We start from the raw sequence: 13,937 nt of genomic DNA on the forward strand, positions 1-13,937 counted from the left end.
CGAAAACCAATAGGTTCCCTTAAAATTTCAAGCTTTTACAGTTGTTGTCAACCGCTTTATCTTGATTTTAAAAGCAGCGAACAACATCGTCATTATTGGACTTAACCAGCTGAAAATGGCATAGATGAAGTATTCACCTACGGCAACCCCAAGTACACTACTATGATAGGCCCCACAGGTATTCCATGGTACAAGTACGGAAGTGACCGTACCGGTATCCTCCAATGTCCTACTCAGGTTTTCTGGCGCTAAACCCCGTTCTTCATAAGCTTTTGAAAACATTTTTCCGGGTACCACCAAAGCGAGGTATTGGTCTGAGGCAGTGCCATTCAACACAATACAGCTCAATCCGGTACTTGCAAAAAGGCCAGTGTCTGAAGTGACCATATTTAGCAGCGATTTCGTAATACGGGCCAACGCGCCGATGCCATCCATGATACCACCAAAGACCATCGCACAGACAATCAGCCAGATAGTACCCAACATGCCGGCCATTCCACCAGAGGAAAATAAATCGTTCAGCGCAGGATTGCTGGTTTCAATGGCCGTATCTACGGTAATCGCATTGAGTATGCCTTTATAGCTTGATTCAAAATCGAGCGTGTTGCCGCCTCCCAGATTGGTAATAATATCCGGTTGAAAAATCAGTGCAAATACGCTACCCAATAACGTACCAATTAGTAAAGCAAGTAATGGGGGGGCCTTTTTTACAATCATAAAGATCACTGCCGCCGGCACTAAAAAGAGCCATCCGTTGATATTAAAGGTAGCTTCTATCGTATTCAGGATCGTGTCAGTATCCGCAACGCCCGAAGTATCAATCGTAAAACCAAGAATGATAAAAACAATCAAGGTTATACTTATGGTGGGCACGGTGGTCAAGGTCATGTACCTAATATGGGAGAAAAGCTCACCACCGGCCATTGCGGGAGCTAAATTGGTGGTATCGCTCAGTGGTGAAAGTTTATCGCCAAAATAGGCACCAGAAAGTACCGCTCCCGCGGTCATTCCTAAAGAAATACCCAAAGCCTCACCAATTCCAACAAGTGCAATGCCAACTGTGGCCGCCGTGGTCCAACTACTGCCCGTAGCTATCGATATGATGGCACAGATGATGACACAGGCCGCTAAAAATATGGTGGGATTTAAAATTTGCAGCCCATAGTAAATCATCGCAGGAATGATACCACTGACCAGCCAACTACCCGATAATGCCCCGACCATTAGTAAAATCAACAAAGCGCCGGTCGTTGAGCGTACATTCTCACTGACCTCGGCAATCATTTGTTTGTACGAAACCTTATTGAAGAAACCTACAATGGCCGCAACGGCACCCCCCATCAAAAGAATGAACTGATTAGACCCGCTTAAGGCGTCGTCACCAAAAACGTAGACATTGTAAGCCAGCATAGCTACTAAAACGAACACGGGAATCAGGGCTTCCCAAATATTCAATTCTTTGTTGTCTATAATTTGCTCGTTTTCGCGGTATTTTGCTTTATTTGGTTTGTCAGACATCCATCTTGGGTTTGGTTCAGGTAATATTACGATTTTGACCTTTGTTCTCCAAACCTGATGTTTTGACTACGATACGAAAACAGCATCATTTTTGAGGATACCCAGTTTTTCCATACATCTTTTCATGGTCAAATAGGTCTTATGGATGTCATTGTCCAAACCTATTGAAAAACGTATCAACCCATCGGAAAGCCCCATTTCTTTTTGTTCCCCTTCTGGAATTTCAGAAGAAGTCGAAGTGCCCGGGGCACTAAATAGGGTTTTGTAAAAGCCAAGGCTTACTGCCAGATACCCAAGATTTTCTTTTTGCATTATTTCCATAAGGGCATTTGCTTTGTCCAAACTGCCAACATCCAAGGTCATGAGGCCCCCAAAGCCATATTCTGAGGTCATTTGCTTTTTGAAGCACTCGTGTCCGGAATGTGATTTAAGACCCGGATAGACGGTCTTCAAACCATCTTTTTCAAACTGGGTGGCAAGATATAAGGTATTTTCACTATGTTTTTTTATTCTAATATGAAGTGTCCTCAAGTTTTTTAAAATGGAGGCGGCCCGAAGACTATCCAAAGTACTGCCAAAAAGCATTGCAGCTCCATTATTGACATCTTTAAGGGATAGACAAAAGTCAGAAGAAGCACATACTGCGCCCGCCACACAATCGCTCGTGCCGTTAATAAACTTGGTTAGGCTATGGATGACGATATCGGCCCCTAATTTGGCGGCACTGATGCTTAATGGGGAAAACGTATTATCGACCACTAACGGAATGTTGTGTTTTTTGGCGATTTTTGATAGCAATGGTAGATCGGCAACTTCAAGTAAAGGATTGCTAACGGCCTCGCAATAGATCATTTTGGTTTTTGGGGTAATACTTTTCTCGATCAATTCAAGATTCGTAATATCTAAAAACGACGTTTTGATGTTGAATTTCTTTATAAAGTTTTTCATAAAGGCATAAGTGCCGCCATATATTGTTCGACTGCTAATGATATGATCGCCCGTATCACAAAGTTGCATGACCACAGAACTTATAGCCCCCATACCACTAGCATAGACATTGGCACTCTCAGTACCTTCTAGGGCGGCCATGGCCTCACCTAAATACAGGTTCGAAGGTGACGAATGCCGGCTATAAAGATAACAGCCCTCGGTATTGCCTTCAAAAGTGTCAAACATGGTTTTGGCCGATAAGAAGGTGTAGGTAGAAGAATCGGAAATAGAGGGATTGACTCCCCCAAATTCACCAAAATATTGCAGGTCTTGAATTTTATCAGCGGATTTATGCTCCATGAGTTTGAAATTTATGGTAAAAATAGCATGGTATAGAGTTAAAATCAATACAAATGGATAGATATAGTATTTAAAACCATAAATAGTTTAAATAGATGAATTTAATTCTAATATCTTCTTATTTTTGCAGAAATCCTGAATTTGTTTCGCCATGGTACTTGATAAAATCGATAAGGCCTTACTTGCCCTTTTACAAGCGGATTGTAAAAAAACCACAAAGGAGTATGCCACCTCGTTAAACCTTTCAACCACGGCTATTTACGAACGAATCAAACGATTGGAAAGAGAAGGTGTCATTACGAAATATGTAGCCTTGGTCGATAAAAAGAAAATAGATCGTGATTTCACAGTTCTATGCCAAGTAAAATTGTTACAGCATACCAAGGAGAACATCTTGCGCTTTGAACGCCAAATATTACAATTGGAAGAGATTTCGGAATGTCATCATATCAGCGGTGATTACGACTATATACTCACCTTGAATGTGTCCGATATGGAAGCCTATCGTGAATTCATGGTGAACAAATTGACCGCAATAGATCAAATAGGCAGTACCCAAAGTTCATTTATAATCAATTCCGTTAAGAAATCCACAGCCGTTTTTATTTAAACTTTAACCTAACGTCAAGTTAAACGACATGAGGTTATCGTGAAATGTCTTTACATTCATGGTAATCAAAAAACGTTTCTAAAATCATGACCTCACACAATCGATTGCTGCTGACCGGCGCGGCCACGATAATAGGTGGTTTTTCATTATTTATTTTCACGACGATCACGAAAAACATTTTGTTCAAAGGTTCAAGCATATGTTCTTCTACAATAATGGAACATCTGTAACTTACATTGACTTTATTTACTTCAGCACTTGTAGCTGGCTTTATGGCTTCCATCATTGTGCTACGAAGGCACCATATGCCCCATTTGATATTATCGATTTTTGTTTTAGGTAAGATTTCATTTGTGATGACTTGTGGTTATGGCTACCAAGAAATGGTCATGGATTCCGCAATGAATGCGGCGCTCATTTTAGGGTTATGGACGGGGAATTATACCGCTTCAAAATTTCCCTTGGCACCATTTTGAGCAAAACCATTTTATGGAAAACATTCGTACTTTTGTAGTCATTTTTATAGCCTTGCGACAAACGCAAGTACAATCACTTTTTAAACCACGAATATGAGTCAATATGATGTAGCTGTTATCGGGTCTGGACCTGGTGGATATGTTGCTGCGATACGATGTGCACAATTGGGAATGAAAACGGTAATAATTGAAAAATACGATACCCTTGGAGGTACTTGTTTGAATGTCGGCTGCATTCCCTCAAAAGCATTGTTGGATTCCTCACACCATTATGAGGATGCCGTTAAACATTTTGAAGAGCATGGTATTGAGATTCCCGGAGAGGTGAAAGTCAATCTTGAAAAAATGATTGGACGCAAGCAGGCCGTTGTCGATCAAACCACCAAGGGGATTGATTTTTTAATGAATAAGAACGACATAGACGTCTTTCATGGCTTAGGTAGCTTTAAAGATGCCACACATATCAATATCGCGAAGGAAGACGGGAAAACGGAGACCATAGAAGCTAAGCATACCATTATAGCTACAGGCTCAAAACCTTCTTCTTTGCCCTTTATCACCTTAGATAAAGAACGGGTGATAACCTCTACAGAGGCACTCGAACTCAAAGAAATCCCCAAACATATGATTATCATCGGTGGAGGTGTTATCGGATTGGAACTGGGGCAGGTCTACAAACGTTTAGGGGCAGACGTCACGGTTGTGGAGTACATGGACCGTATAATTCCCGGTATGGATGGAGCACTTTCAAAAGAGCTGATGAAGGTGTTGAAAAAACAAAAAGTGAAGTTTCAGCTTTCCCACAAGGTAAAATCAGTCGAACGAAAGAATGACCAAGTCATTGTAAAAGCGGATAACAAAAAAGGCGAAGAGGTTGAGTTTGTAGGGGACTATTGTTTAGTTTCTGTAGGTCGAAGGCCATATACTGACGGTCTAAACGTCGAAGCAGCAGGGGTAAAAATGGATGAACGAGGCAGGATAGCCGTCAATGATCATCTTCAAACCAATGTTTCTAATATTTATGCCATAGGCGACGTGGTCAAAGGTGCCATGTTGGCCCATAAAGCGGAAGAGGAGGGAACAATGGTTGCCGAAATCTTGGCGGGCCAAAAACCGCATATCGACTACAATCTCATCCCTGGCGTGGTGTATACTTGGCCCGAAGTAGCGGCCGTCGGTAAAACGGAAGAAGAACTGAAAGAAGCAGGTATTGAATATAAAGTTGGACAATTTCCAATGCGGGCTTTGGGTAGGGCCCGTGCCAGTATGGATATTGATGGATTCGTAAAAATATTGGCTGATAAAAATACCGATGAGGTTTTGGGGGTACATATGATCGGTGCACGTTGTGCCGACTTGATAACAGAAGCGGTGACGGCTATGGAATTTAGGGCCTCAGCGGAGGATATGGCGCGTATGAGCCATGCACATCCGACATATGCCGAAGCGGTCAAAGAGGCGGCGTTGGCGGCTACTGAAGATAGGGCACTGCATATTTAGCTAAGTAATATCATGTTCAGAAAGGTCGTTTTTTTTGTTTTGGTTGTTTTCCTCTCTTGTTCAACGGGTTCAAATTCCCCTGAAGAACCTGAAGGTATCAGCGAAACCGAATTGACGCCCTTACAGCTTGAATTTTTAGACGAGTTTGAACATGTTGCCTTTAGACTAGCGGTGAATAGCGTCGGTATCACATTTAGTAGAAAGTGGAAAAGTGAAGTCAAGGTTTTTTTAGATGGTAGTATCGATCAAGCCTATCGTAGTCTGGTAGAGCGGTCAATTGATGAATTCAATTTGCTCATAACCGACGGAACCTCAATTCAGGTGGTAAGTGAACTTGAAAGTGCCAACGTACATTTGTTCTTAGGCAGTAGTGAAGAGGTCAAGACGATATGGCCAGATATCAATACCGAGGGTAAAAGCGGGTTGGCTTTTCATTTCGCAGAAGAAGATGGTGAAATTACCTCAGGACGTATCTGGGTAGAAAATGATGGTGGTGGTTTATTCAAACATGAATTAGGGCACATACTTGGCTTTCACCATGCTACGGACAATACCTGTGGTATCAATGACGGAATGATACGTAGCTTTATGTGTTCTGGATCTCCCAATAACATACTCTCCGATTTTGATCGGGCCATTGTACAAACTTGGTACCATCCTAAAATCAATTCAGGACAAACCTTTTTCTCGATGAGACCTATTGTCGAGCAATTATTACTTGATGGTGAGATTTCTGTGGAAGGGCAATAAGCAATCCATCTTTAAAGTCAAAGAACCCCTTTATTTTATTAGCGTAACATCTGGAAATGCGGCCTGATAACCGAACCAGAATGCATTGAAGGTTTCAAGACGTTCAAATACCTCATCAGTAGCGGAGACCATTTTAGATTCCTCAATGGTCCAAGTGATGCCATTGTCATCGACTGTCGTACTTTGGCCATCATAAACTTTAAAGGAATTTTCTTTTGTTTTAAAAACGCGATGTGCGCCAGAGTCATCCGTAAAAACGGTAAAGTGGATGTCTCCGAGTTGGTTTTTATAAACAGGGTTCTTTCGTAAGAAATCACTGCTTATGGCTAAGTTCTTTTCAGGGAATTTAGGGGATCTAATGGCAAGTACCTCATCTTTATTGTTCAGTCTTTTGTCAATAATGGGTACGGTAAACATGAGGTCGTCGGTCGCAAAATATTCTTGGTAGGCTACCCCTTCACGATAGTCCCTTCGGTGCCCTGTTTGCATCGATAGTACTTTTGTATCAGGGTGTCTTTTTTTCCATTCCCCCCAGGTTGTGGTGACTACGCTTAAATACTCCAATTTTATTCCCTTTCCGACCAGCGGCCCTATAACGGGTTCTCCCTCAAGAGTGCTCCAAAGTGATTGTGTTGCTCGATCGTACATGAGTTTGTTTGAGCGGTATAAAAAACCACTCGTACCCAATTGGTGCTTTACGCCCTTAAAATCCGATTTGTATAAAATTACGGTTCCGCATAAAGTGCAGTATACTCCAGCCACATTTTCACCTCCAACCGTGTCCGTGAAAAGTTCATGCCATGCCAGTATTTGTTTCGGATAAGCTCGGGCCTCTCCATTCACTTCGATACCGAATACCGTAGCACCATCCCTCAAATAATTCGCTTTATCAGAAGATAACATTCTCGGGTTGCGCAAGGGGGGTATACCATCTTGTAACACACCGCCCCATCGTACCTCGTCCAATCTGATTTTCGATTGTTCTGAGCGATTCAAGAAATATTTCTCAAACCGCGAATCAATCCGTTTGTGCAATTTTGCCTTAAAATTATAGTAGTCCTCATCATAATCAACGGCTTTGTTCCAATACCATTGAAACCACTTGTCAAAATCAAGACCAAAGTTTTGATCGGTCTTCTTTTCCAGCAGGTCGACCAACTTAAGCGCATTTTTTGAATTTTGTGAAAAATAGGCCGTCTCGATCAGCAAAATTTGATAAGTGTCCTTCCAGTTTTGGTCAATATAGTTGTAGGCCTTATCTGCTTTATTCGAATCTGGTTGCTCAAAGAGGGTCAGAAAATAATCTGTAGGGGAAACCATGTCATAGTTAAGTTCCTCGCCCTCGCTGTCCGTCGTTTTTCCGCTAAAATAGTACGATGTTGCTACGGCCACATAGGCCAATAAAAACATGAAACTTTTGGTCTTAAAATGAAATAACATAACCCGATTTTAAGCCTTGGTCGTAAAATTTGTACGTCACTAATCGCTTTAACTAACATTTAAGATAGCGGCTGATATCGTCGTTCGAAAATCATATCTGTTTAACCATCTTGATTCTGATTGATGGTAGGATTGCTTTCAAAAAAGCGTAAGGGAAGACTACATTTTTGGGGAAGGACCTGTCAATGGTATTTTGGCATATACACGCCCGAAAATGGTGTTCAATAATAAATTACTTGCTTAGGGCAAATAATCGGACGAGTATCATTTTAATACGAAAGCCTAGGGCTTTTAAAACTGGATTTAGGGTCTTCAGTATGAGATAACCCCTGATTCTAAGATAACGAAAGCCGAATCGAATAGCACCTTTAATCGATTCTTCCTTCTTATCGTATTGCAAGGCAAGAAAAGTGCACAGTATCATAAAGGCCAAGGCACCGAATACCACGGTCATGGGATTCAATTGGTGGTGAAGAAACCCATAAAGCCCTAAACCCGTAAAACTTCCATAAAGCACTATAAAATGGATAACATAAATAGACAAGGTATTTGAGCCTATTTTCAATATGATGTTATTGGTAAGGAACTTTCTAAATACCATGAACATCGAGAAGACCAAGAGCACGTCCCCCAAACGAATAAAAAGGTAATTGTTTTGTTCAATCATGCGGAACATTTCGATGCCCGTGGCCTCATAAGTTGCAATAAAAAAATCCGATGAAAAGAAAACCAAGCAGATACCGCCCAGTAAAGAAATGCCAATGGCATACTTGTACAAATTCTTATGTGCCTGATATTTCGTGAACAGCAGTGAAAAGAATGCTCCTATGGTCGCATAGCCTAACCATGGTATTATGGTGAATACAGAACCATTCGCTTTTGTAAAATAGTTGGCCAGACTGGTCGGTAGAAAATCAAAAGACCATTGTTTGTACAAAGGTTCGAACAAGAACAGCAATAACGTAATACTTAAAAATATTACGGGTAATAATGAACTTTTATATTTTGAGGCCAATACATAAATCGAGATAATGGTCAATATCGAAAGTCCGATACAGTGCAACACATCGACCAAATAAAAGCTATCGTATATTTCACCTGAGAACAGACCAAATAGGTTCAGACGAAGTAAATAGCCTATCAGTAGCAACTGCAATCCCCGTTGTACGCCTTTTTTGACCCTAGGGTTGTCAAAACCTTTTTCTTTCGATCGTACCAGTAGATAAGTGAAAATGAAACCGGAGACCGTAAAAAATACAGGTGCTGTTATTCCCCTAAAATAACGCCACACCAGAAAAACTGAATTTTCAACGTCCCTAAAAATCGGATCAAGCAGGCCGTCGATAAAATGGCCTTGCAACATCATCAATATTGCCCACGTACGCATGGTATCAATAAAAAATAGTCTGGTCGAACCTGGTTTCATGCTCAAATTTATTTAAGCTATATACTTGTATACAAGTACTTTCAGATGTTTTGCTGGGCAAAATTAGACAAAATTCAGGCTGATTTTTACTTTTTACGGTATTTTAGTGGAATAATTAAAGATTTTAGTCCATGGCTAAGATATTGGCATTTGCCGATGGTAATCCTTTCATATCCATTAACCATGAATCGTTGTATCCAACGGTTTTGTTAGCGGTAAGATACGATGTTCAACCCGGTGGAACCGATTATGACCTATCCAATCCATATCAAAATTCCAAAAAAAAAATTCTAACCCAACCGTAAACTGCCCTACTTGCGAGTAAAGACCACTTTTGCCATTGAGGATTTTGTCCTTTTTAAAGATGCGTTGTTGTATTGGGCGCAGCGGTTTGACACCGTTCTTTTTTTGGATAGTAATGGTCATAAAGACAAACATTCGTCATTTGAAGTGCTTTTGGCATTAGGTGCAGCGCAGCATCTTAGTATAGCTGCAGCCGATGGGTTTCAAAAACTTTCAGATTTCAATCAAAAACTTAACGATTGGCTTTTTGGTTATTTGTCTTACGATTTGAAAAATGAACTGGAGGCATTATCCTCAAACAATTTTGACGGAATCGGTTTTGGGCAGCTTCATTTTTTTCAACCTAAAAAGTTGATCCGGCTTACCAACGAAACTGTCGAATTCCTCTATCTAGAAAAATATGCGGACGAAGTGGCTGGCGATTTTAAGGAAATAAGCGCTTGCAGGGAAGGGAAGACCGCTTCTGTTGGTAATAAGCCTAAAATAAAGCTTCGAATCCATAAAGAGGCATACTTGGACAAAGTAAGGGCGGTTCTTGAAGAAATCAAAAAGGGTACTATTTATGAAGTCAATATCTGTCAAGAGTTTTATGCAGAGCATTCGTATATAGATGTTGTCAAGAGTTTTTTACACTTGAACCGGATTTCAAAAGCGCCTTTTGCTGCTTTCTTGCGGCTCGATAATCATTATTTACTTTGTGCCTCTCCCGAGCGATACTTAAAAAAAAATGGAGATACCGTAATTTCACAGCCTATAAAGGGCACCGCTGGCCGTTCAACAAACGCATTTAAAGATGAACAATTTAAAATACGACTTGAAAACGATACCAAAGAGCGCACCGAGAATATCATGATCGTAGATTTGGTCAGGAATGATTTGTCGAAAAGCGCGGTTAAGGGTTCCGTCACCGTCGAGGAACTTTGCAAGGTTTATACCTTTGAACAAGTACATCAGATGATATCAACGGTTTCCTCTAAAACCGAAGAAGACCTGGATGCGGTTCAATTGTTGAAAGACACCTTTCCTATGGGTAGCATGACCGGTACCCCAAAAGTCTCGGCCATGAAGGTGATCGAAAGGGTCGAAGAAACTAAAAGGGGGCTCTATAGCGGGGCGGTCGGGTATTTTGACCCTAATAAGAACTTTGACTTTAATGTCGTCATTCGAAGTATTCTATATAATGCTGAAAAACGGTATTTGTCCTTTTCCGTTGGAAGCGCCATTACCGCCAAATCAGAACCTTTAAAAGAATATGAAGAATGCCTCTTAAAAGCCAAAGCAATGCGCGATGTGCTAGAAAGCAATTGATATCGTTAATTTTACAAGATGCGAGCGAAGTTTGAAAACCAGCTTAAAGAACAATTTCCGTTTCTATGGGATGCTACTTTATTGGTAGCTTGCAGTGGGGGTGTTGATAGCATGGTATTGGTACATCTTTGTGCGGGGTACAAACTCAATATGGCATTGGCACATTGTAATTTCAACCTTCGGGGCAGTGACAGTGACGAAGATTCAGCGTTTGTCGCCAAAAAAGCGAAACATTATGGGGTGCCATTTTATGGAATATCGTTCGATACTAAATCTATGGTTGAGAATACCGGTGATTCCGTACAAATGGTTGCCCGTGATCTGAGGTATGGCTGGTTTAATGAACTGGCCAACAAAGAGGGGTTTGATTTCGTACTCACTGCACATCACGCAGATGACGACCTAGAAACTTTTATCATCAATCTTGCGAGGGGTACGGGTATTGAGGGATTAAAAGGTATATCTGCCATAAACGATAAGGTCGTGCGACCCTTACTTGCCTTTTCAAGGGATGAGATCGTGACCTATGCAAAGAAAAGGAAACTCTCATGGCGAGAAGATAGCAGTAATCAAGAAACCAAATACTTACGGAATAAAATTCGTCATAAGGTCATTCCAGAATTAAAAAACTTGAATGCCAATTTTTTGACCAATTTTCTAAAGACCCAAAATCATTTAAAGGCTACCTCCTTACTGCTGGAAAGTACGCGATTGCAATTACAGACTTCTTTATTTGAAACGAGTGATGATACCATTAAAATGTCTGTAGACAAGCTTTTACGTTTAGTTCCGTTAAAACCCTATATGCATTTGTTGTTCCACGAATTTGGATTCACGGAATGGGATAATGTTGCTGATTTGTTGACCGCAATGAGCGGAAAGGAAGTGCGTTCCGCGACCCATAGGTTGCTAAAGGATCGGCAGCATTTAATACTATCCCCACTAAGACCAAAAGAACAGGTGATTTTTTATATTCAAGAAGGACAAAAGGCCATAGCACATCCCATTACGCTTAGAATACAGAACGTTCATGAACTTGGCAAAACCACAACGAATGCACTCTATGTGGATAAAGAAAAGTTAAAGTATCCGTTGCTGTTAAGAAAATGGAAAAATGGCGACTATTTTTATCCTTTTGGAATGGGGGGCAAGAAAAAAGTTTCCAAATTTTTCAAAGATGAAAAAATGGATGTTTTCACTAAAGAATCGCAGTGGCTACTATGTTCTGGGGATGCGATAGTTTGGATTGTTGGAAAAAGGGCGGATAATCGGTTTAAGGTAACGGATAAGACCAAGCACATACAAAAAATTGAATGGAAAGAATGAATAAAATACTGGTAAGTATAGGTCTAGTGCTGAGCTTCTTTTTGACGTATGGTCAATCTGACGATGAACCTGCAGTTTGGAGCCATGAAGTCGTTAAAATAAGTGACACGGAATTTGAACTTGTTTTTAAGGCAGCTATTTTCAAAGAATGGTATATCTATTCCCTATATACCGCAGAAGGGGGAAGCATGCCGAGTGAATTTGAGTTCAAAGGGGCAGGTACCGATTACGAACTGATTGGAAAAACGGTGGAGGGTAAAACCTATAAGAAATATACAGAGGTATTTGATGTTGAAGAGACCTTCTTTAAAGGGCAGGCCCTTTTCAAACAAAAAATAAAGTTGTTGAAACCAGGGGTGCGACAAATCTCGGTGATTTTGTATTATCAAATCTGTAAAGAGGTTTGTGTTTTAGAACAGAAGGCTTTTGACATCTCTTTAGATGGAACAAGCTTTATCGCCACTGATAAGACATTGGATGAACGAAGTTTGGCCATGACGGAAGCCCTAAAGTTGAATTTGAAAAATGAAGCACTTTTGAATCAAGACAAACTCGAAAGCTCTGGCAAATCACAGTTGTGGATGGTTTTTGGCCTTGGCTTTATTGGTGGCTTGATTGCCTTGTTCACCCCTTGTGTTTTTCCAATGATTCCTTTGACCGTTTCCTTTTTCACCAAACAATCGACGAATAAGACCAAGGGTATTGCGAATGCCGTACTGTATGGTTTTTTTATTGTTCTTATCTATTTTTTATTGAGTCTTCCGTTTCATGTGTTCGATTCCGTAGATCCCCAAATTCTGAACACCGTTGCCACCAATATTTGGCTAAACCTATTATTTTTTGCCATTTTCGTCTTCTTTGCATTTTCGTTCTTCGGATATTATGAATTGACCCTGCCTAGTTCTTGGGGAAACAAAATGGATAGTGCGTCAACAAAGGTGGGCGGCGGCCTGGGTATCTTTTTTATGGCATTGACCCTTGCCATAGTCTCATTCTCTTGCACTGGGCCTATTCTGGGGGTGTTATTGGGTAGTACCACCTTGGCCGAAGGTGAGGTAGCGCTTAACCTGTCAGCAGGTATGATCGGTTTCGGTTTGGCCTTGGCCTTACCATTTATGTTGTTTGCCTTGTTTCCTGCGTGGTTGGGCTCGTTGCCCAAGTCAGGTGGTTGGATGACCACCTTAAAAGTGGTTTTGGGTTTTTTGGAGCTGGCCCTTGCATTCAAGTTTCTTTCCAATGCAGACCTGGTCGGCAATTGGGGGATTTTTAAAAGGGAACTCTTTTTAGGGATTTGGGCGGTACTTTTCGTACTGTTGGCCCTATACCTTTTTGGGCTCTTCAAGTTTCCGCATGATGCCCCAAGCCAACGTCTTGCCAAGGGTAGAAAACTTACGGGCATTGTGAGTTCGGCAATTGCGCTTTATTTGGTTTTAGGCCTTTTCAATATCGTTAATTTGAAAGCTCTAAGTGGTTTTCCCCCACCTGATTTTTACAGCTACCAAAAGAGCGGGACCGACTGTCCTTTAGGTTTGAATTGTTTTAAGGACTTTGACGAAGGGGTGGCCTTTGCAAAAAAAGCGAACAAACCCATATTATTGGACTTCACCGGTTGGGCCTGCGTCAATTGCCGAAGAATGGAAGAAAACGTTTGGAGCGATTCAAAAATATATCCGATGTTACGCGATGATTATGTCTTGATATCGCTCTATGTAGATGACAGAAAGGAATTGCCCTCAGACCTTCAATTTGATTTTGAATATGATTCCGGCCGAATAAAGACCATAGAGACCATAGGTCAAAAATGGGGTACTTTTCAAACCATAAATTTCGGATCGGCATCGCAACCCTATTATGTGCTGCTCTCACCAGATTTGGAAATCTTGAATTCAGCAGTTCAATATGTTGATGTCGAAACGTATAAGGCCTGGTTGCAATCAGGTTTAAAACAATATGCGATTTTGATGGATTGACCGGTCTTTTTGCGTTCCAA

General features: G+C 41.0%; 13 protein-coding genes. 8 read left to right on the forward strand and 5 right to left on the reverse strand.

The window, feature by feature from the left end:
* Positions 1-27: 27 nt before the first annotated feature.
* Both nhaC and AACM45_RS02015 read right to left on the reverse strand, forming a co-directional pair.
* A complete protein-coding gene (gene nhaC / locus AACM45_RS02010; RefSeq protein ID WP_339140391.1) occupies positions 28-1,518 on the reverse strand; it encodes a Na+/H+ antiporter NhaC in 1,491 nt (496 codons plus the stop codon).
* Between the two features lie 66 nt (positions 1,519-1,584).
* Complete coding sequence (locus AACM45_RS02015) at positions 1,585-2,808, reverse strand: aminotransferase class I/II-fold pyridoxal phosphate-dependent enzyme (protein WP_339140392.1); 1,224 nt, start codon at positions 2,806-2,808, stop codon at positions 1,585-1,587.
* Between the two features lie 151 nt (positions 2,809-2,959).
* Between AACM45_RS02015 and AACM45_RS02020 the strand changes: the two genes are divergently transcribed.
* On the forward strand, positions 2,960-3,418 hold the full coding sequence (locus AACM45_RS02020) for an Lrp/AsnC family transcriptional regulator (RefSeq protein ID WP_339140393.1): 459 nt from the start codon (positions 2,960-2,962) through the stop codon (positions 3,416-3,418).
* 34 nt (positions 3,419-3,452) lie between these two features.
* Here AACM45_RS02020 and AACM45_RS02025 read toward each other — a convergent pair whose 3' ends face one another.
* Positions 3,453-3,701 (reverse strand): hypothetical protein, encoded by a 249-nt coding sequence (locus AACM45_RS02025; protein WP_339140394.1) that lies wholly within the window; start codon positions 3,699-3,701, stop codon positions 3,453-3,455.
* Here AACM45_RS02025 and AACM45_RS02030 point away from each other — a divergent pair.
* The 3 genes from AACM45_RS02030 (at position 3,691) to AACM45_RS02040 (ending at position 6,144) form a co-directional block, all read left to right on the forward strand.
* On the forward strand, positions 3,691-3,894 hold the full coding sequence (locus AACM45_RS02030) for a hypothetical protein (RefSeq protein WP_339140395.1): 204 nt from the start codon (positions 3,691-3,693) through the stop codon (positions 3,892-3,894). The two genes, AACM45_RS02025 and AACM45_RS02030, sit on opposite strands and share 11 nt — an antisense overlap.
* A gap of 93 nt (positions 3,895-3,987) precedes the next feature.
* The gene (lpdA, locus tag AACM45_RS02035) at positions 3,988-5,394 is read left to right on the forward strand and encodes a dihydrolipoyl dehydrogenase (RefSeq protein ID WP_339140396.1); all 1,407 of its coding nucleotides are present in this window, start codon (positions 3,988-3,990) and stop codon (positions 5,392-5,394) included.
* A gap of 12 nt (positions 5,395-5,406) precedes the next feature.
* Complete coding sequence (locus tag AACM45_RS02040) at positions 5,407-6,144, forward strand: hypothetical protein (RefSeq protein WP_339140397.1); 738 nt, start codon at positions 5,407-5,409, stop codon at positions 6,142-6,144.
* 30 nt (positions 6,145-6,174) lie between these two features.
* Here the strand turns inward: AACM45_RS02040 and AACM45_RS02045 are convergent, their stop codons facing one another.
* Entirely contained in the window at positions 6,175-7,584 is a 1,410-nt protein-coding gene (locus AACM45_RS02045; protein ID WP_339140398.1) for a DUF3179 domain-containing protein, read from the reverse strand.
* Between the two features lie 232 nt (positions 7,585-7,816).
* Positions 7,817-9,010 carry an acyltransferase family protein gene (locus AACM45_RS02050; RefSeq protein WP_339140399.1) on the reverse strand — a complete coding sequence of 398 codons (1,194 nt, stop codon included), beginning with the start codon at positions 9,008-9,010 and terminating at the stop codon, positions 7,817-7,819.
* A gap of 131 nt (positions 9,011-9,141) precedes the next feature.
* On the opposite strand from AACM45_RS02050, the gene AACM45_RS02055 reads away from it, so the two are divergent.
* From AACM45_RS02055 to AACM45_RS02070, 4 genes are read left to right on the forward strand one after another with little or no spacing between them, the layout of a single operon-like run.
* A complete protein-coding gene (locus AACM45_RS02055; RefSeq protein WP_339140400.1) occupies positions 9,142-9,315 on the forward strand; it encodes a hypothetical protein in 174 nt (57 codons plus the stop codon).
* Positions 9,316-9,325: 10 nt separating this feature from the next.
* Entirely contained in the window at positions 9,326-10,621 is a 1,296-nt protein-coding gene (locus AACM45_RS02060) for an anthranilate synthase component I family protein (protein WP_339140401.1), read from the forward strand.
* 18 nt (positions 10,622-10,639) lie between these two features.
* Positions 10,640-11,947, forward strand: coding sequence for a tRNA lysidine(34) synthetase TilS (tilS, locus tag AACM45_RS02065; protein WP_339140402.1), 1,308 nt, complete (start codon positions 10,640-10,642; stop codon positions 11,945-11,947).
* Positions 11,944-13,917 carry a protein-disulfide reductase DsbD family protein gene (locus tag AACM45_RS02070; RefSeq protein ID WP_339140403.1) on the forward strand — a complete coding sequence of 658 codons (1,974 nt, stop codon included), beginning with the start codon at positions 11,944-11,946 and terminating at the stop codon, positions 13,915-13,917. The genes tilS and AACM45_RS02070 overlap by 4 nt, the downstream gene beginning before the upstream one ends.
* The last annotated feature ends 20 nt before the right edge of the window (positions 13,918-13,937 follow it).

This window comes from Croceitalea sp. MTPC5, from assembly GCF_036985505.1.
In the GTDB taxonomy this organism is placed as follows: Bacteria; Bacteroidota; Bacteroidia; order Flavobacteriales; family Flavobacteriaceae; genus Croceitalea.

What these genes read in the sequence shown, in the direction of transcription:
- AACM45_RS02040 (WP_339140397.1), top strand. Translation starts at nt 5,407, where the DNA reads ATGTTCAGAAAGGTCGTTTTTTTTGTTTTGGTTGTTTTCCTCTCTTGT.
- AACM45_RS02015 (WP_339140392.1), bottom strand. Translation starts at nt 2,808, where the DNA reads ATGGAGCATAAATCCGCTGATAAAATTCAAGACCTGCAATATTTTGGT.
- lpdA (WP_339140396.1), top strand. Translation starts at nt 3,988, where the DNA reads ATGAGTCAATATGATGTAGCTGTTATCGGGTCTGGACCTGGTGGATAT.
- AACM45_RS02020 (WP_339140393.1), top strand. Translation starts at nt 2,960, where the DNA reads ATGGTACTTGATAAAATCGATAAGGCCTTACTTGCCCTTTTACAAGCG.
- AACM45_RS02055 (WP_339140400.1), top strand. Translation starts at nt 9,142, where the DNA reads ATGGCTAAGATATTGGCATTTGCCGATGGTAATCCTTTCATATCCATT.
- AACM45_RS02030 (WP_339140395.1), top strand. Translation starts at nt 3,691, where the DNA reads ATGGCTTCCATCATTGTGCTACGAAGGCACCATATGCCCCATTTGATA.
- AACM45_RS02025 (WP_339140394.1), bottom strand. Translation starts at nt 3,701, where the DNA reads ATGGAAGCCATAAAGCCAGCTACAAGTGCTGAAGTAAATAAAGTCAAT.
- nhaC (WP_339140391.1), bottom strand. Translation starts at nt 1,518, where the DNA reads ATGTCTGACAAACCAAATAAAGCAAAATACCGCGAAAACGAGCAAATT.
- AACM45_RS02070 (WP_339140403.1), top strand. Translation starts at nt 11,944, where the DNA reads ATGAATAAAATACTGGTAAGTATAGGTCTAGTGCTGAGCTTCTTTTTG.
- AACM45_RS02050 (WP_339140399.1), bottom strand. Translation starts at nt 9,010, where the DNA reads ATGAAACCAGGTTCGACCAGACTATTTTTTATTGATACCATGCGTACG.
- tilS (WP_339140402.1), top strand. Translation starts at nt 10,640, where the DNA reads ATGCGAGCGAAGTTTGAAAACCAGCTTAAAGAACAATTTCCGTTTCTA.
- AACM45_RS02045 (WP_339140398.1), bottom strand. Translation starts at nt 7,584, where the DNA reads ATGTTATTTCATTTTAAGACCAAAAGTTTCATGTTTTTATTGGCCTAT.